This is a genomic window from Turicibacter sanguinis (genome assembly GCF_013046825.1).
GTDB classification, from domain to species: Bacteria; Bacillota_I; Bacilli_A; order MOL361; family Turicibacteraceae; genus Turicibacter; species Turicibacter sanguinis.
In genome coordinates, this window is record NZ_CP053187.1 from 2,240,767 (window position 1) to 2,257,472 (window position 16,706).

18 protein-coding genes are annotated in these 16,706 nt (G+C 34.7%); 17 read left to right on the forward strand and 1 reads right to left on the reverse strand.

The window, feature by feature from the left end; genetic code table 11:
• Positions 1-31 precede the first annotated feature (31 nt).
• From HLK68_RS10860 to HLK68_RS10935, 17 genes are all read left to right on the forward strand, one after another.
• Positions 32-649 (forward strand): class D sortase, encoded by a 618-nt coding sequence (locus HLK68_RS10860; RefSeq protein WP_006783524.1) that lies wholly within the window; start codon positions 32-34, stop codon positions 647-649.
• A gap of 112 nt (positions 650-761) precedes the next feature.
• Positions 762-2,537, forward strand: a complete 1,776-nt coding sequence (locus HLK68_RS10865) for an ABC transporter ATP-binding protein/permease (protein WP_132942771.1) — start codon at positions 762-764, stop codon at positions 2,535-2,537.
• Positions 2,538-4,208 carry a thiol reductant ABC exporter subunit CydC gene (gene cydC / locus HLK68_RS10870; protein ID WP_132942772.1) on the forward strand — a complete coding sequence of 557 codons (1,671 nt, stop codon included), beginning with the start codon at positions 2,538-2,540 and terminating at the stop codon, positions 4,206-4,208.
• 70 nt (positions 4,209-4,278) lie between these two features.
• A complete protein-coding gene (locus HLK68_RS10875) occupies positions 4,279-4,581 on the forward strand; it encodes a nitrous oxide-stimulated promoter family protein (RefSeq protein ID WP_006783527.1) in 303 nt (100 codons plus the stop codon).
• Between the two features lie 14 nt (positions 4,582-4,595).
• Positions 4,596-4,970 carry a YbaN family protein gene (locus HLK68_RS10880; RefSeq protein ID WP_132942773.1) on the forward strand — a complete coding sequence of 125 codons (375 nt, stop codon included), beginning with the start codon at positions 4,596-4,598 and terminating at the stop codon, positions 4,968-4,970.
• A gap of 12 nt (positions 4,971-4,982) precedes the next feature.
• Positions 4,983-5,291, forward strand: a complete 309-nt coding sequence (locus tag HLK68_RS10885; protein WP_006783529.1) for a hypothetical protein — start codon at positions 4,983-4,985, stop codon at positions 5,289-5,291.
• An 80-nt stretch (positions 5,292-5,371) separates the two neighbouring features.
• Positions 5,372-5,554, forward strand: a complete 183-nt coding sequence (locus HLK68_RS10890; RefSeq protein ID WP_006783530.1) for a hypothetical protein — start codon at positions 5,372-5,374, stop codon at positions 5,552-5,554.
• 214 nt (positions 5,555-5,768) lie between these two features.
• Positions 5,769-6,236, forward strand: a complete 468-nt coding sequence (locus HLK68_RS10895; protein WP_238843584.1) for a Crp/Fnr family transcriptional regulator — start codon at positions 5,769-5,771, stop codon at positions 6,234-6,236.
• A gap of 35 nt (positions 6,237-6,271) precedes the next feature.
• Positions 6,272-6,466 carry a Crp/Fnr family transcriptional regulator gene (locus HLK68_RS14605; protein ID WP_238843652.1) on the forward strand — a complete coding sequence of 65 codons (195 nt, stop codon included), beginning with the start codon at positions 6,272-6,274 and terminating at the stop codon, positions 6,464-6,466.
• A 148-nt stretch (positions 6,467-6,614) separates the two neighbouring features.
• Complete coding sequence (gene asrA / locus HLK68_RS10900) at positions 6,615-7,625, forward strand: anaerobic sulfite reductase subunit AsrA (protein ID WP_055164074.1); 1,011 nt, start codon at positions 6,615-6,617, stop codon at positions 7,623-7,625.
• Position 7,626: 1 nt separating this feature from the next.
• Positions 7,627-8,421, forward strand: a complete 795-nt coding sequence (gene asrB / locus HLK68_RS10905) for an anaerobic sulfite reductase subunit AsrB (RefSeq protein WP_006783533.1) — start codon at positions 7,627-7,629, stop codon at positions 8,419-8,421.
• A 13-nt stretch (positions 8,422-8,434) separates the two neighbouring features.
• Positions 8,435-9,400, forward strand: coding sequence for a sulfite reductase subunit C (gene asrC, locus HLK68_RS10910; protein ID WP_009607592.1), 966 nt, complete (start codon positions 8,435-8,437; stop codon positions 9,398-9,400).
• Between the two features lie 117 nt (positions 9,401-9,517).
• Positions 9,518-11,605 (forward strand): molybdopterin oxidoreductase family protein, encoded by a 2,088-nt coding sequence (locus HLK68_RS10915; RefSeq protein WP_132942774.1) that lies wholly within the window; start codon positions 9,518-9,520, stop codon positions 11,603-11,605.
• Positions 11,606-11,607: 2 nt separating this feature from the next.
• Complete coding sequence (locus HLK68_RS10920) at positions 11,608-12,018, forward strand: 4Fe-4S dicluster domain-containing protein (protein ID WP_006783536.1); 411 nt, start codon at positions 11,608-11,610, stop codon at positions 12,016-12,018.
• Between the two features lies 1 nt (position 12,019).
• The gene (locus HLK68_RS10925) at positions 12,020-13,255 is read left to right on the forward strand and encodes an NAD(P)/FAD-dependent oxidoreductase (RefSeq protein WP_132942775.1); all 1,236 of its coding nucleotides are present in this window, start codon (positions 12,020-12,022) and stop codon (positions 13,253-13,255) included.
• 47 nt (positions 13,256-13,302) lie between these two features.
• Entirely contained in the window at positions 13,303-14,244 is a 942-nt protein-coding gene (locus tag HLK68_RS10930) for a TDT family transporter (protein ID WP_009607598.1), read from the forward strand.
• A 176-nt stretch (positions 14,245-14,420) separates the two neighbouring features.
• Positions 14,421-15,371 carry a TDT family transporter gene (locus HLK68_RS10935; protein ID WP_132942776.1) on the forward strand — a complete coding sequence of 317 codons (951 nt, stop codon included), beginning with the start codon at positions 14,421-14,423 and terminating at the stop codon, positions 15,369-15,371.
• A 122-nt stretch (positions 15,372-15,493) separates the two neighbouring features.
• Here HLK68_RS10935 and HLK68_RS10940 read toward each other — a convergent pair whose 3' ends face one another.
• Entirely contained in the window at positions 15,494-16,660 is a 1,167-nt protein-coding gene (locus HLK68_RS10940) for an iron-containing alcohol dehydrogenase (protein ID WP_006783540.1), read from the reverse strand.
• Positions 16,661-16,706: the final 46 nt, after the last annotated feature.

Sequence of the window (16,706 nt, forward strand, 5' to 3'; positions counted from 1 at the left end):
TAAAGAAGAATGATTTGCAAGGGATGTGAATATGACGCGAAGCGGTTGCGTCTTTTATCAAATGAGACAGAGATTAAGTCAATTATTCATATTAATCGGATTCATTTGCTTTTTAATCCCGATTGGAAATTTAGCTCGGATGCAATATTATAAAGAACAAGCATCCTTAACGTGGCAACTACCACTGGGATTAAATAGCCTTGATTTATCGATGCGAGAGTTATTTTCAATGGTATATGATGAGATTCCCTCTACTAATGCTCGCATTGGAAGTGTCAGTTACTTAAAAGAAATTCCTATCCCGCTCTATCAGGGGATTGAGAATCAGCAATTGACGAAGGGGCTTGGTCATGATCCTTTATCCGTGTTACCTGGTGAAAATGGGAATTGCTTAATTTACGGGCATCGAGAGGAGTTTTTATGGGAACTTCAAGCCATTGCAGTCGGTGATGAGATTTTCGTTCAAACGATTTATGGGACATGGATTTATGAAGTGAATGAGATTCATGTGTTAAATCCGGATGATTCCTTTATTTTCGAGCAAACGAAAACTCCCACGTTAACTTTGGTAACTTGTCATCCTTTCATCTACTTTGGGCCGATTAAAAATCGATTTGTGGTTCGTGGAACATTAATTGGGAAACTTTAACTATATTTTGATGGTAAAAATCTAAATATAGTTAAAGTTTTTTTTATGACCTATGATATAATCTAATTATGAATTTGATAATCATTATCAACAGTAGATAGGAGAGAAGTGTATGATGATTAATAAACGACTCATCTCGATTTGTGAAGAGTCTAAAAAATATATGTTTTTAACCCTCCTTTGTAGTTGGATTGGGATTATATGTAACATTGCCATTATCTTTATGATGGGATTATTTATTAATGCAATGGTAGCGGGGGAGACGTTATCAAAAGGATTAAGTCATTTTTATTTGACGAAACATTTAACATTAGCGGTTGCTATTCCGTTACTTATTATCTTATTGATTGCAAAATTTATTGCTCACCATTATTATGGAAAATTCTCGTATAAATCATCAGCAAAAGCACGTAGTACCTTACGTTCTTTAATTTATGAAAAGTTATTACGCTTAGGAATGGATTATCAAAAATCACAGCCAACCTCAACAATTGTTCAGATTTCAATTGAAGGAGTTGAACAGCTAGAAATTTATTTTGGGAAATATTTACCTCAATTTTTCTATTCATTATTAGCTCCTTTAACTCTATTTGTCGTCATTTCAACGATTTCTTGGAAAGTCGCGTTAGTATTTATTGCCTGTGTCCCATTAATTCCAATATCAATTATTGCCTTAATGAAAGTCGCTAAACGTATCATGAAAGATTATTGGAATAACTATGCGGATCTTGGAGATACATTCCTCGAAAACTTACAAGGACTAACGACTTTAAAAGTTTATGGACAAGATGACATTAAGCATCTTGAAATGAATGAAGAAGCGGAAAAGTTCCGTCGTATTACGATGAAATTGTTAAGTATGCAGCTAAATTCAATTAATATTATGGATTTAATTGCTTTTGGGGGTTCAGCACTAGGAACGATTGTCGCTCTTTATCAATTCCAAAAGGGTGCCATAAATGTTGGAGAATTAATTGTCATTATTTTACTATCATCTGAATTCTTTATTCCAATGCGATTACTTGGATCTTACTTCCATATTGCGATGAATGGAATGGCGGCAAGTGATCGAATCTTTGCTTTATTGGATACAGAAGAAGTGGCAGTTAAGAACCCTTGTGATTTTAAAAAGGATTCATCTGTGAAGATTGAAGTGGAGAACATTAACTTTAGTTATGATGGAGAACGCCAAGTTCTAAATGACATTTCATTTGACTTAACAAATGGCGGTTTAACTGCAATTGTTGGGGAAAGTGGAAGTGGAAAAAGTACAATGGCGACGTTATTAATTGGACAAAAACGACCAACTAGTGGACGTATCTTAATCAATGGAGTAGATTTAACTCAGTTAAAAACTGAAGCTTTATATGAGCATGTGTCATTAGTTTCAGCGCATAGTCATATTTTTAAAGGAAGCATTAAAGAAAATTTACTAATGGCAAAACGTGATGCTACATCAGAAGAAGTGAATCAAGCCTTAAAAATGGCACGACTTGATCAGTTTATTGCTGGACTACCAAAAGGTTTAGAAACTGAAGTTTCAGAAAATGGAAGTTCATTATCAGGTGGACAAAAACAACGTTTAGCTTTAGCACGTGTGATTTTAGCGAATCGTGATGTGATTATTTTTGATGAAGCAACTTCAAATATTGATGTTGAAAGCGAAGAAGCGATTTGGGATGCTATTTATGAGTTATCACAGCAAAAAACAATTTTAGTCATTTCACATCGTTTAGCAAGCGTGAAACGTGCGAAAGCAATTCATGTGTTTAAATTAGGAACACTGGTTGAATCGGGAACACATGATCATTTAATGAGTCAAAATGGAGTTTACGCTCACATGGTTGAAAGTCAACAACAATTAGAAATGATTAGGGAGGTGGAGTAGATGAAACGTCAATCTGGATTTAAGATTATGATGCGCCTCTTAAAAGAATTAAAGCCTTTAGTTGGGGTGATGATGATTACAATTACCCTTGGAGTTTTAGGGTTTTTAACAGCTATCTCCATTGCTAGTTTTGCAGCAGTAGCACTTGGAACATTAGTTGAAGGAGCTACTATTGTTTCATTTAAAGCAGCTATCACCATCATGGCAGTTTGTGCCGTGATGCGTGGATTACTTCGTTATGGAGAACAATTATCAGGACATTATATTGCCTTTAAAATTTTATATTTATTGCGTGATAAAATCTTTGCTAAACTTCGTACACTTGCTCCCGCAAAATTAGAAGGACGTGATAAAGGAGATTTAATTTCACTGATTACATCTGATATTGAATTACTTGAAGTCTTTTATGCACATACGATTGCGCCGATTGCAATTGCGATTTTAACCAATTCGATGATTACGGTACTTTTATGGTTCATTCATCCGATTTATGGGGTGTTAGCAGCCTTCTTCTTTATTTTAGTTGGATTTGTGGTCCCTTACGCTTCTTCGAAATTAGTAAGTGAGGCTGGGGTTAATTATCGTCGTGAGTTTGGAAGTAGTAATCAATATATTCTAGATTCATTACGTGGATTAAAAGAGATTTTACTATTTAATCAAGGACAGGAACGCTTAACTCAATTAAATCAAAAGTCTGAGGAGTTAAATGAAAGTATTCGTAAAATTAAAGATCACGAAGGGATCGTGACGGGAATTACAAGTACCATTATTACGCTTGCAATGCTTGTATTCCTAGGAGTTGGAGCATACCTTTACTCAATCGGAGCCGTGACTTTAACATTAGTTTTAGTAGCGCTTGTTGTGATTGCTTCTTCATTTGGACCGGTTGTTGCATTAAGTAATTTATCGAACACATTAGCTCATACGTTTGCCTGTGCCGAGCGTTTATTCGAGTTACTAGATGAAATGCCACAAGTTGAAGAAGTGAGCGGACAAATGCCACTGACGATGAATGAGATGACACTAGATCGAGTTTCATTTGCCTATCCAAATAGTGATCACTTATTACTTGATGAAGCATCGATTCACATTGAAAAAGGTGAAAAGTTAGCATTAATCGGAGAAAGTGGAATTGGAAAAAGTACGTTTATTAAGTTATTAATGCGCTATTTTGACACAAAAAAAGGTCATGTCTTCATTGACGGAACGAATATTAAGTCAATTCCAACGGCCTCATTAAGATTGAAACAAACTCTTGTTAGTCAAGAGACGTATTTATTTAATGATACGATTGAAAATAACATTAAAATTGGTTGCAAGGATGCAAGTCTTGAAGAGGTAATAGAAGCTGCTAAAAAGGCATCGATTCATGAATTTATTGAAAGTTTACCGAAAGGTTATCAAACAAAAGTTGGGGAGCTTGGTGGAATGGTCTCATCTGGTGAGAAGCAACGTTTAGGATTAGCTCGTGCGTTTTTACATAATGGTGATGTCTTAATTTTAGATGAGCCAACAAGTAACTTAGATGCTTTAAATGAAGGATCGATTTTAAAATCAATTCAAGACTATGGACAAGATAAAACGGTTATTTTAATTTCACATCGTAAGTCAACGACTGCAGTCTGTGAGAAGGTCTATCGTTTAGAAAATCAAAAGTTATATCAAAATTAAAGAGGATTTCAATAATCCTCTTCCTTTTTAAAACTATAGTGATAATGATTATCATTGATAAGGAGGGTTTATGAAAAAGTTAGGAAGAGTGGAGAAAGAAAAACAAATTATTCAGTTAATGATTGAAATTTATTGTCATAAAAAACATCAACAACAAAAGGACCTTTGTGAAGAGTGCCAAGCATTATTAGAGTATGCGCACAAACGATTAAGTTTTTGTAAGTTTGGTGATGAAAAAACGGCTTGTCGAAAGTGTCCGATTCATTGCTATAAAAAAGATATGAAAATGAAAGTCAAAGAAGTGATGAGATTTTCAGGGCCAAGACTGTTGATTTATCGCCCAGTTGAATTTATCAAACATTGGTTTTATTAAGGAGAGGAAAAAGTATGAACAAAGTAAAAAAAGGTTTATTAGTAACGATTGGATTACTTTCAATGGGACTTGGATTGATTGGTGTAATCCTTCCAGTTTTACCCACGACGCCCTTTTTACTTTTAGCATCAGTTTGTTTTGTAAAAGGTTCGGATCGCTTTGATCGATGGTTTAAAGGAACAAAGTTATATCAAAAGCATTTAGAAACGTTTGTTGAAAGTAAAAAAATGACATTAAAACAAAAATGGATGATTTTATTATTTGCCGATTTTATGTTAATGTTTCCATTTATTTTAATTGATAGTTTACATATGCGTTTATTTTTAATCCTTTTAATTCTTTGTAAGTTTTACTACTTCTTCGTTAAAATTGAGACTATTAAAAATTAAGGAGTTGAACAAATGTTATCACATACGTGTTTTTTTGGAGCATTATTAATCTATTACATTCCTAGAATGATGAATAAAAAATCAAAGTTTTTACGAAATACTCATATTGTATTAGGATCATTAGCTATTTTAGGAATGCTTGGGGAGACCATCATGAAATTTGGAACACCAAGTTTCATGAAGTATTTAGGATTTTCAGCAGTTATGTTGTTCATTGGAATCACAGGTTATCTCATGACAAAAGCTAAAAATATGAGACGTTGGCATATTATCGCGACGTTATCATTCTTTGCTTATTTAGCTCTAATCATCATCTTATAATCAGAAAAAGCACCTAGTTTTAGGTGCTTTTCCTATACGCGAATCATGAAAAAGAATAGGGTATAGAGGGAGGGAATGAAATGGTTAATTTGCAGCGAAATATGAGTGTGACAACGACGGATACGACGTGCCAATCTTGTTCGACAACAGATACAGGAATTACAGAAAATGGTTATACAGGAAGTTCGTTTGCAAGTCTCTTGGTCATTATTCTATTTGTGATTTGGTTTTTATATCGAATGGGAAAGTTATCAAATCAATAAAAAACCTCTTATCAATCTGGATAAGAGGTTTTTTATTTTAACCTAAATTTTAAGTGAATAGTTTAGGATTTTAATTAGGTATGACAAATAGACGGATGATGGTTGAAAAAAATGATAGTTTTAATTTTTTTGGTTTAATTGTATGATAGTGAGTAACAGTGGGTAGAAAATAAATAGAAAAGAGTGAGTTGAGACGCAAAGATAGGAGCGAAGAATGGATATGCAAAAAATTCATGAGTCGGTTTTCAACAAAATGGCCTTATTTTCAACTGTATCAAAAAATACCATTCAAAAGTTAAAAGAAGAGGTACGAGTCTGTCATTTTTCAAAAGGAGAGTACGTCATTCGGGACCGTGAGGTGACAGAATTAGTTTATATTGTGTTAAGTGGAAAGGTTTCTGTTTATAAATTAAGTGAGAACGGTGAAAAGCGAATTATTTTTATTCTAGACCAGGGTCATATTTTGAATGATGATTTAGTTCAAAATCTTCCCAGTGCCGTTAATTGTGAATGTTTTGAAGAATGTTGTATGTTAGCGTATGAAAAGGCGATGTTTATTAAATTAATGCAAACAGATTTTGAGTTAACAAAAGCTGTGTTGGGTCAGTATTCATCTAAACTTCGACGAACATATCGACAATTAAAAAATGCTCCAACTAATATTGCAATGGAAAAAAAATAGCAGCTAAACTTTATCGCCTTTGTCATGACTATGGAATTCCAACATCAGATGGATATGTGATTGATATTCCGTTAAGTGTTGTTTATTTATCACAATTGGTGGGTGCACAACGAGAAACCGTCTCAAGAGCGTTGAAAAAATTAATTGATGCTGGGTTAGTTAGATATGAACATAAGAAAATATATATATCGGACCTTAAAGCATTAGGTGATTACCACAAAACTAAATAAAAGTCAAAAAAAACACTTATTTGTGATAAAAATCACCCAATGTGTGATTTTTATCACGGAATTTAGTTGTGAAATAGTATACAATAACCTCGTTCTAGTGAAAACTAAGCAACGAGTTTTTTTATTTCCTAAGAAATGAGGTTTTATGATGGGATTAAAGATGAATAAATCAGATTTTAATACAGTCTTAGCCACACTTAACAAAGAGTATCGTATTTATGCTCCTAAAAATTTTAAGGGGCAAGGGACATTTTCAGATACTGATCGTGTTCGCTATGGAGAGATTCAATCAATTGAAGAGATTATTTTTGATGTTAAATCAAGTTTTTCATATAAAGAAGTGATTCTACCAATCACACAAACGTTATTCTTCTTTACAGAGGATGAGGTAAAAGAAGCAAAGATGAATGAAGAGAAAATATTAATTTTCTTAAGAAGCTGTGATATGCATGCCGTTCGTCGTTTAGATGAAATCTATTTAAATAATGGTGGATTCGAGGATATTTATTATAAAAAGTTCCGTGAAAAAACAAAGTTCGTTGTTATGGGATGTGCACAAAGTTTTGAAAGTTGCTTCTGTGTGGATATGGAAACCAATCGCTTTGATCAGTATGACTCATATATTCATGTTGAAGGAGACGTCGTTTCATTCGATGTAAAGGATGAAGAATTAAGAAAGCTTTTAGTGGAATTAGACCATAATTCAACTGAAATTAAACCACAATTTGTGACTAGTAATCCGACTCGTGTTAAGATCCCAGAAAAATTAGATCTTCGAGTTGTCTACTCACCTGTTTGGGAAGAGTATAGTGCTCGTTGTATCGGTTGTGGACGTTGTAATTTTGTTTGTCCAACGTGTACTTGCTATACAATGCAAGATATTTTTTACAAAGACAATCAAAAATGTGGAGAACGTCGTCGTGTTTGGGCTTCTTGTCAAGTTCATGGCTTTACGGATATGGCTGGGGGACATTCATTTAGACAAACAAATGGACAAAAAATGCGTTTTAAAGTCATGCACAAAATTTATGACTATAAAAAGCGATTTGGATATCATATGTGCGTGGGTTGTGGACGTTGTGATGATATTTGTCCAGAGTATATCTCGTTTTCAAATTGTATCAATAAATTAGAAAAAGCGATGGATGAGGTGGAGTAATATGGAAATCAATGAATACATCCCATTTTTATCAGAAATAAAAGAAGTCATTCAACATACTGAAATTGAGTATACATTCCGAATGTCATTCACGGGAGATGTGAAACCAGGACAATTCTTTGAAGTATCGATTCCAAAGTATGGAGAGGCTCCCATCTCAGTAAGTGGAATCGGAGAAGATTTTGTAGATTTAACCATTCGTAAAGTGGGGCGTGTGACAAACGAAATCTTCAATACATATGTTGGTGACAAGTTATTCTTACGTGGTCCTTATGGAAATGGATTTGATGTGGAGCTATATAAAGATAAAGAATTAATTGTCGTAGCAGGTGGAACAGGATTATCGCCGGTGCGTGGTGTAGTGGATTATTTTGCGACGCATTCAGATCAAACGAAAGGATTTACATTAATCACAGGATTTAAGTCACCTGAAGATGTATTATTTAAGTCAGATTTAGCACGATGGGAAACATCAGCCAATGTGATTTTAACCGTGGATCAGGCACCAGAAGGGTATACTGGAAATGTTGGGTTAGTAACCAAGTACATTCCAGAGTTGAACATTGAGAATTTAAATGAAGTTCAAGTGATTGTGGTTGGACCTCCTATGATGATGCATTTTACGGTTCAAGAATTTTTAAAACGTGGCATTGCACAGGAGCAAATTTGGATTTCGCAAGAACGTAAAATGTGTTGTGGAATTGGGAAATGTGGTCACTGTAAAATTGATGATACGTATATCTGCTTAGATGGACCCGTTTTCAATTACACTAAAGGAAAAGATTTAATCGATTAGGGAGGTTAGTCACATGGATATGAATACAAAGTCACTTAAAAAAAATGCTTTCCGTGTTACTAAGCATCGAGGGGTTACAGCATCTAGGGTGCGTGTACCGGGAGGTTATTTAAAAGCTGATTTATTATTAAAAATTTATGATATTGCTAATACTTATGGAAATGGATCAGTGCATATTACAATCCGTCAAGGTTTTGAAATTCCAGGCATTAAATTTGAAGATATTCCGAAAGTTAATGAATTACTTCAACCGATTATTGATGAACTTGAGATCAATCAAGAAGTGGAAGGAACAGGATACTCAGCAGCGGGAACACGTAACGTTTCAGCTTGTATTGGAAATAACGTTTGTCCTTTTGCAAACTATAATACAACGAAGTTTGCCAAACGTATTGAAAAAGAAATTTTCCCAAATGATTTACACTTTAAAATTGCATTAACGGGATGTCCAAATGACTGTATAAAAGCACGTATGCAAGACTTTGGAATTATTGGGATGACAATGCCGCAATATGATAAAGATCGTTGTATTTCTTGTGGAGCTTGCGTAAGGGCTTGTAAGAAAAAGGCAACGGGAGCTTTAAGTGCTGAGAACTTTAAAGTGTTACGTGATGGATCTAAATGTATCGGATGTGGAGAATGTGTGATTCAATGTCCAACAGCTGCCTGGACGCGTAGTCAGAAAAAATATTATCGTTTAGTGATTATGGGACGTACAGGTAAGAAAAATCCACGTTTAGCGGAAGACTTTATGATTTGGGCAGATGAAGATACAATTGTAAAAGTCATTACAAATACGTATAAATATGTAACAGAATATATCGATAAAGAAGCACCAGGTGGAAAAGAACATATCGGCTATATTGTGGACCGAACAGGATTTATGGAGTTCAAAAAATGGGCACTTGACGGAATCGAGCTAAATGATGAAATCATTGTTAAAGATAATGTGTATTGGAATGGTGTTCGATACGTATAATCCATCAGATGATACCGTTGATGATGTGAGATTGAAATGTCAGGGATTATTCATGAATTTGAAAGTTTTGGATACAATAAGGAAGAAAAAATCCCGTCTTAATAAAAGGAGTTATTTATGAAAAAAGTACAATCAACTTGTAACTATTGTTCTTTAGCATGTAATATCGATTTTATGGTTGAAGATGAAACAATAAAAAAAGTCATTCCAACAAAAGGGTATCCTGTCAATAATGGATTTTCATGTATAAAAGGTCTTAATTTAGATAAACAACATTCTATCATTAAACCTAATCCATTACCTCGTTTAAAACAGGAAGATGGAAGTTTTAAACATGTTTCTTGGGATGAAGCGTTTCAATATACGGCCTCTAAATTAACAGAAATTAGCGAAAAATATGGTCGCGAAAGTGTAGCCGGAATTAGTACCGGACAATTAACTCTTGAAGAAATGGCGTTATATGGACATGTCATGCGTAACTTCATGGGGGCTAATGTAGATGGAAATACACGTTTATGTATGGCGACAAGTGTTGTTGCACATAAACAAAGCTTTGGATTCGATGCCCCACCGTATACGTTAAATGATTTTGAATTATCGGATACGATTATTTTAATTGGGGCCAACCCTGTGGTGGCACATCCAATTATTTGGGGACGAATCAAAGCTAATAAAATTCCAGGTAAAAAAGTGATTGTCATTGATCCACGTAATTCTGAGACAGCTAAACGTGCCGATTATTTCTATCGTTTAAAAGCGAAGTCAGATTTAACGTTAATGTATACGTTAGCAAATACGTTAATTGAAAAAGGATGGATTGATGAAGCTTATATCGAAGCTCATACTGAAAACTTTGAAGCTTTTAAAGAATTTGTCAAAGACTATACATTAGATCAAGTTGAAGAAAAAACACATATCACGGCACAACAAGTTCTTGAATTAGCAACGATGATTCATGAAGGAAAAAATGTTTCACTTTGGTGGACAATGGGAATTAACCAAGGCTATGAAGCCGTTCGTAATGCTCAGGCCATTATTAATATTGCTCTAATGACTGGAAACATTGGACGTCCAGGAACAGGAGCTAACTCGATTACCGGACAAAGTAATGCAATGGGATCTCGACTTTTTAGTAATACAGCCGGATTATATGGGGGTGGAGATTACGATAATTCAGTGAGACGTGCAGCTGTTGCGAATGCACTAGGAATAGAGGAGTCTTTACTTCCAACTAAACCAACGCTTCCTTATAATGCAATCATTGAGAAAATCAATGCAGGAGAAATTAAAGCTCTTTGGATTTTATGTACAAATCCTCGTCATTCATGGATTAATAATGAAACCTTTAAAGAAGCTATGGAGAAATTAGAACTCTTTATCGTTCAAGATATTTATGATGATACAGAAAGCTCAGAAAATTGTGATGTGTTCTTCCCAGTTGTTTCAGGTCTTAAAAAAGAAGGAACGATTATTAATACAGAACGTCGTTTATCAGCCGTTCGTCCTGCGTTACAAATGGAAGAGAACGAAATGAATGATTTCAATGTGATTTTAAATGTTGGAAAAGCACTTGGAATGGGGTCATTACTAGATGCGTGGCAAACCCCTCGTGATGTGTTTAACTTAATGAAAAAATGTTCAAAAGGAATGCCATGTGATATTACAGGTGTGGACTATGATGGATTAGTAGATTCTAAAGGAATTCAATGGCCATTTAAAGAAGGCGATGTTTTAACAGAAGATCAACGTCGTTTATATGAAGATGGTCAATTCTATACACCAAGTAAAAAAGCAAAATTTATGTTTGAAAATCCAATGGATAACCCATTAAAACTGAGTGAGGATTTCCCTTATATCCTAAATACAGGTCGTGGAACGGTTGGACAATGGCATACTCAATCAAGAACACGTGAAATTCCTTACGTTAATGATGCCGTGTCACATCAAGCCTACATTCATATTAATGAAAAACTTGCTAAAGAATTAGGAATTGAAAATCAAGAAATCATTGAAGTGTCTTCAATCAATGGTGTAAGTAAACAATTTATGGCCATGATTTCAGATACAGTTGCTTATGATGAGTTATTTGCACCGATTCACTATATTGAAACGAATGCCTTAACACCATCATTATATGATAGTTATTCAAAAGAACCATCTTATAAGAGTACACCAGTTCAAATCAAAAAAGTGAAGGGGGCATAAACATGGAACGCATTAAGATTGATCGCAGCAAGTGTATTAGTTGTTTAACATGTGTCACAGCATGTATTGTGTCTCATGATAGTGAAGATTCAAGAAACCGTGTCGTGATTGATAGTAAAGGAAAAAATAGTCCTATTTTCTGTCGTCATTGTGATTTACCAGAATGTGTTTATACGTGTATGACAGGTGCCATGAGTAAAAATCAAGAAACAGGATATGTTCAATATGATAAAACACGTTGTGCAAGTTGCTATATGTGTATTATGGCATGCCCTTACGGTGTCTTAAGAGCGGACCGTTTTGAACAAAAATATATTATGAAATGTGATATGTGTACTTCGACAGAATGTAAAACACCTCAATGTGTCGCAAATTGTCCAATGGAAGCTATCACACTTGAGGAGGTAAAATAACATGAACTATGTCATTGTCGGTGCCTCAGCCGCAGGTGTGAATGGTGCAAAGTATTTACGCCAAATGGAACCAGACGCTAACATCACCTTAATTTCAAAAGATGAGTACATCTATTCACGTTGTATTCTACATCATTATTTAGAGGGAATCCGAGATATCAAAAAACTTGAATTCGTAGAAGATGGATTTATTGAAAGAAATAAGATTAACTGGATTAAAGGAGTAAGTGTTGAAGCATTAGATAAGGATAAAAAAGAGTTGACCTTATCTAATGGTGATGTTGTTTCTTATGATAAAGTTTTACTAGCAACAGGTGCTTCAACCTTCTTCCCTCCAGTGAAAAATTTAAAAGAAGCTAAAAATGTTTATGGCCTTCGTAACTTAGATGATGCGATTGAAATCAAAGAAAAAGCGAAATTAGCAACAAATATCGTGGTAATGGGGGCAGGGCTTGTTGGGATTGATGCCTTAACAGGTCTGCTACACTATGGAAAAAATTTAACATTAGTTGAGTTTAAAGGACATATGCTCTCAATTCAGTTAGATAAAAAGGCTGCTAAACGATATCAAGATGCTTTTACAAACGAAGGGGTGACTCAATATTATGATACTGCGGTGCAAGAAGTCATCTTAGATGATGAAGGAGCAGTCAAAGAATTAGTCTTATCAAATGGATTAACGATTCCTTGTGATTTCTTGATTGTGGCAACGGGTGTTCGTTCAAATGTTGCCTTCTTAGAAGGTAGTGGAATTGAATGCGATCGATTTGGACTTATTTTTAACGAATATGGTCAAACCAATGATGAATCAGTATTTGGTGCGGGAGATATTTCAGGACGAAATCCAATTTGGCCAGCAGCTGTTAAAGAAGGAATTATTGCAGTAAGTAATATGTGTGGAAAAACACGTGAGTTAACAGATTTCTTTGCAAGTAAATCAACCATGAATTTTTTACATATTCCAACGATGTCACTTGGAACACCAGAACCAGCAGATGAAACTTACACGGTTGAAGTAGACTGTGACGAAGCTTTAAATTATAAAAAAATTATCCATAAAGATGGAGTAATCTATGGGGCGATTATCCAAGGAGATTTATCTTATTCGGGTGTCTTAACACAATTGATTAAAGAAAAGATAAACATCTCAAAAGTGGAAAAATCTATCTTCAATATTGATTATTCTGATTTCTTCCATTTAACAGATAACTGTGAATATACGTATCAAGAAAAGTAGAGAGTATTTTGTATCGGTAGTTAAAAACGAAAGAGGAGTTTCAACGTATGAAAAATTTGATTAGTAAGATTGCAAATCTTCCGGTTGGAGTGATTGCAACCTGTGTTGGGATGGCGACGCTTTCTAACGTCTATTTGACGCTTGGATACACAGGCATTCGTCATGTGAGTATGATGATTGCAGCAGTGATTTGGATTGCTGCGTTCATTAAAATCACGGTTCATTTTAAAACATTTAAACAAGAGTATCAAAATGTCGTTCCAGCTAGTTTATATGCCACTTTTACCATGTTAACGATGATCCTAGGGAGTTATATCTTTAGCTATCAACAGACAATTGGAAAAGCCATTTGGTTAACAGGTGTTTGTCTTCATATTCTGCATATCTTAATTTTTACATATCGAAATGTGATTAAAGGTGTGAAAAAAGAGACCTTTATTCCAAGTTGGTTTGTAACTTATAACGGATTACTAGTTTCAACCGTTGTTGGAACGGCTATGAACGAGCCAATGTTATCAAAATGTATTGTCTTTTATGGAATTACAGTCTTTATCATTATTATCCCATTTATGATTATCCGTATGATTAAACGACCAATCCCGGATGCTTTATATCATACAAGTGCTATTTTATTAGCACCAAGTAGTTTATGTTTAGTTAGTTATTTAAACGTCATCCCAAACCCTAATGCTGTCGTGGTTTATTGTTTATACGCAGCAGTCTTTGCAACGTTAATTTTTATTTTAATCAGTATCCCTAAATTTTTTAAACCTGCATTCCACCCAGGCTTTGCAGGATTAACATTCCCACTAGCAATTGGAGTGGTGGCGTCAATGAAAATGTCAAACTTCTTAATGGCACAGGGAATGGAAACACTTGGAGCATTTATTAAAGAAGTTTCAGGCATTCAAATCTATATGACAACGGCAATTATTGCTTTTGTTTTCTATAACTTTGTAAGACTTTTTGTGAAGTCTTATCAAAAATAATGATTAATTGATAGCCCTTTTAAAATGTAATTTACCCCTTATTGATAAAACCAACATTGATTTGAATCAGTGTTGGTTTTTTTATGCGTAAATTAATTATGCTTTGAATAACTTTGGATAAACTAAAGATAGCAAATAGAAATAGTAATTTTAAAAAAGAAATGGAGTGCTAGAGTATGAGATTATTAGAAAAAATAGGTCGTCTACCTGTTGGAGTACTAGCCACTTCAGTTGGGCTGGTCACGCTATCGAATATCTATTTATTACTTGGTTTTCCAATCTTAAAGCATCTTGCTATGATGGTGGCTATTTTGGTCCGGTTAGCAGCATTACTTAAAATAACAGTTCACTTTCGAATTTTTAAATCTGAGTATAAGCAGGCTGTTCCAGCTAGTCTGTATGGAACTTTTTCCATGTTGACGATGATTATAGGAAGTTATCTGGTCAATTATGAGGAAACAATAGGAAAGGCTTTTTGGTATATCGGAATATTGCTTCATTTAATTCATACGGTTGTTTTTACTTATGAGCATGTAGTGAAAGGAGTGAATAAGGATTCCTTTACGCCAACTTGGTTTGTGACTTATGATGGGTTACTTGTATCAACCGTCGTTGGGAGTGCAATGGGAAATCAAGTTTTACAAGAAGTGATCTGTTGGTATGGATTAGTGATGTTTATTATCATTATGCCGTTCATGATTCTTCGTTTGTTAAAACGTCCCATTGCAGAACAACTTTATCATACAACGGCGATTTTGATTGCCCCAGGAAGTTTAGTAATAGTGAGTTTCTTAAATGTTTTTGCAGAGCCTAATCCACTTATTTTATATGGGCTTTATGCCGTTATTTTTAGTTCATTCATTTTTATTCTCTATAACATTCCCAAATTTTTTAGATTTTCTTTCCATCCAGGCTTTGCAGGATTAACCTTCCCATTAGCAATCGGAACTGTTGCTTCGACTAGCTTTTCTAACCATTTAATAAACCACGAACTAGAAGGATTAGGAGTTTTGATTAAACAACTTTCTGGAATCGAATTATTTTTAGCAACAGCAGTCATAGCCTTTGTTTGTTATAATTTTTTAAGAATGCTTGTCAGAACCTATCAAAGCGCTCAAAACGTTTAATAAAAAAAGTGTATCATATCGATACACTTTTTAAGATACAAGTAGTACTCCGTTGTTCCTACTTAAGAAAACTTAAACTGAATTCAAAAGGTGACGAAAATTTTGTGAAGTAGACGTCACCTTTATAGAGCTAATCGATAAATTTCGAGCGCGTCTGCTTCTTTAATTGGAACATAGTTTCCAACAGAGTCACAATCACAAACTAACTTTTGAGCTAATTCTTCAATGTGATCAGTTGGAAGATCGGCATCGCTAAAAGAAGTTGGAAGTCCTAAAGCTTTAAAGAATGATTCAAGTTTTTCAATTGCCAGTAAAGCTGTTTCTTCTGGATGATTTAAGTTGATCTCTAAATTGAAGACGCGACTTCCGAATTGAGCAAAACGATTAACATCATGATGATAGACATATTTCATCCAAGCGGGGAAGATGATAGCAAGACCTGCTCCATGAGCAATATCATACATGCCACTTAATTCATGTTCAATATCATGACTTGCCCAATCGCCAATACGGCCCATATCTAAACTGCCATTATGGGCAATCATTCCAGCAAGCATCAGTTCTGCACGAATATCATAATTGAAGGGATCATTCATGACACGTAAACCATTATCAATAATTGATTTCATGGTAGCTTCACATAAGCGGTCTGTTATGTCAACATGACGTTCGTTAGTAAAATAGCGTTCTAAAACATGTGCTAACATATCAGCAATTCCACAGGCTGTTTGATAGGTGGGAAGAGTAAAGGTTAACTCAGGATTTAAAATTGAAAAAACAGGGCGTAACGATTCATGACCGAAACTACGTTTTAAACCAATTTCGTCGTTTGTGACAACCGTTCCACTACTTGTTTCGCTACCGGCAGCGGGAATGGTTAAAATAGTCGCGAGTGGTAAACACTCATGTTCAACAGCAACGCCACAGAATAAATCCCAAACATCACCTTCATAGTGAACGCCTGCTGCAATTGCTTTAGCAGAATCAATTACACTCCCTCCACCAACTGCTAAAATAAATGGAATTTCTTGTTCTTGACAAAGGTTAATTCCTTTTCGAACCAGTGAAAGACGAGGGTTTGGTTTAACTCCTCCAAGTTCAAAGACTTCAATTCCAGCCTCATGAAGTGAGTGCATCACTTTGTCATAAAGCCCAGTTTTCTTAATTGAACCGCCTCCATAATGCAGTAGCACCTTGTTTGTATATTTTTTTAATTCCTGACCCACGCTTGCTTCAGTCTCACGACCGAAAATAATCTTTGTTCCATTTTGATAGTGAAAATCTTGCATGATAACCCTCCCTAAATTTAGATGTTATAGGATTATTTTACCTTAA

Bases quoted from the DNA above. Each gene is read 5' to 3' on its own strand.
- asrA (WP_055164074.1), top strand. From the start codon at position 6,615: ATGGGATTAAAGATGAATAAATCAGATTTTAATACAGTCTTAGCCACA.
- HLK68_RS10935 (WP_132942776.1), top strand. From the start codon at position 14,421: ATGAGATTATTAGAAAAAATAGGTCGTCTACCTGTTGGAGTACTAGCC.
- HLK68_RS10940 (WP_006783540.1), bottom strand. From the start codon at position 16,660: ATGCAAGATTTTCACTATCAAAATGGAACAAAGATTATTTTCGGTCGT.
- HLK68_RS10925 (WP_132942775.1), top strand. From the start codon at position 12,020: ATGAACTATGTCATTGTCGGTGCCTCAGCCGCAGGTGTGAATGGTGCA.
- cydC (WP_132942772.1), top strand. From the start codon at position 2,538: ATGAAACGTCAATCTGGATTTAAGATTATGATGCGCCTCTTAAAAGAA.
- asrC (WP_009607592.1), top strand. From the start codon at position 8,435: ATGGATATGAATACAAAGTCACTTAAAAAAAATGCTTTCCGTGTTACT.
- HLK68_RS10890 (WP_006783530.1), top strand. From the start codon at position 5,372: ATGGTTAATTTGCAGCGAAATATGAGTGTGACAACGACGGATACGACG.
- HLK68_RS10920 (WP_006783536.1), top strand. From the start codon at position 11,608: ATGGAACGCATTAAGATTGATCGCAGCAAGTGTATTAGTTGTTTAACA.
- HLK68_RS10860 (WP_006783524.1), top strand. From the start codon at position 32: ATGACGCGAAGCGGTTGCGTCTTTTATCAAATGAGACAGAGATTAAGT.
- HLK68_RS10930 (WP_009607598.1), top strand. From the start codon at position 13,303: ATGAAAAATTTGATTAGTAAGATTGCAAATCTTCCGGTTGGAGTGATT.
- asrB (WP_006783533.1), top strand. From the start codon at position 7,627: ATGGAAATCAATGAATACATCCCATTTTTATCAGAAATAAAAGAAGTC.
- HLK68_RS10885 (WP_006783529.1), top strand. From the start codon at position 4,983: ATGTTATCACATACGTGTTTTTTTGGAGCATTATTAATCTATTACATT.
- HLK68_RS10915 (WP_132942774.1), top strand. From the start codon at position 9,518: ATGAAAAAAGTACAATCAACTTGTAACTATTGTTCTTTAGCATGTAAT.
- HLK68_RS10865 (WP_132942771.1), top strand. From the start codon at position 762: ATGATGATTAATAAACGACTCATCTCGATTTGTGAAGAGTCTAAAAAA.
- HLK68_RS10895 (WP_238843584.1), top strand. From the start codon at position 5,769: ATGGATATGCAAAAAATTCATGAGTCGGTTTTCAACAAAATGGCCTTA.
- HLK68_RS10875 (WP_006783527.1), top strand. From the start codon at position 4,279: ATGAAAAAGTTAGGAAGAGTGGAGAAAGAAAAACAAATTATTCAGTTA.
- HLK68_RS10880 (WP_132942773.1), top strand. From the start codon at position 4,596: ATGAACAAAGTAAAAAAAGGTTTATTAGTAACGATTGGATTACTTTCA.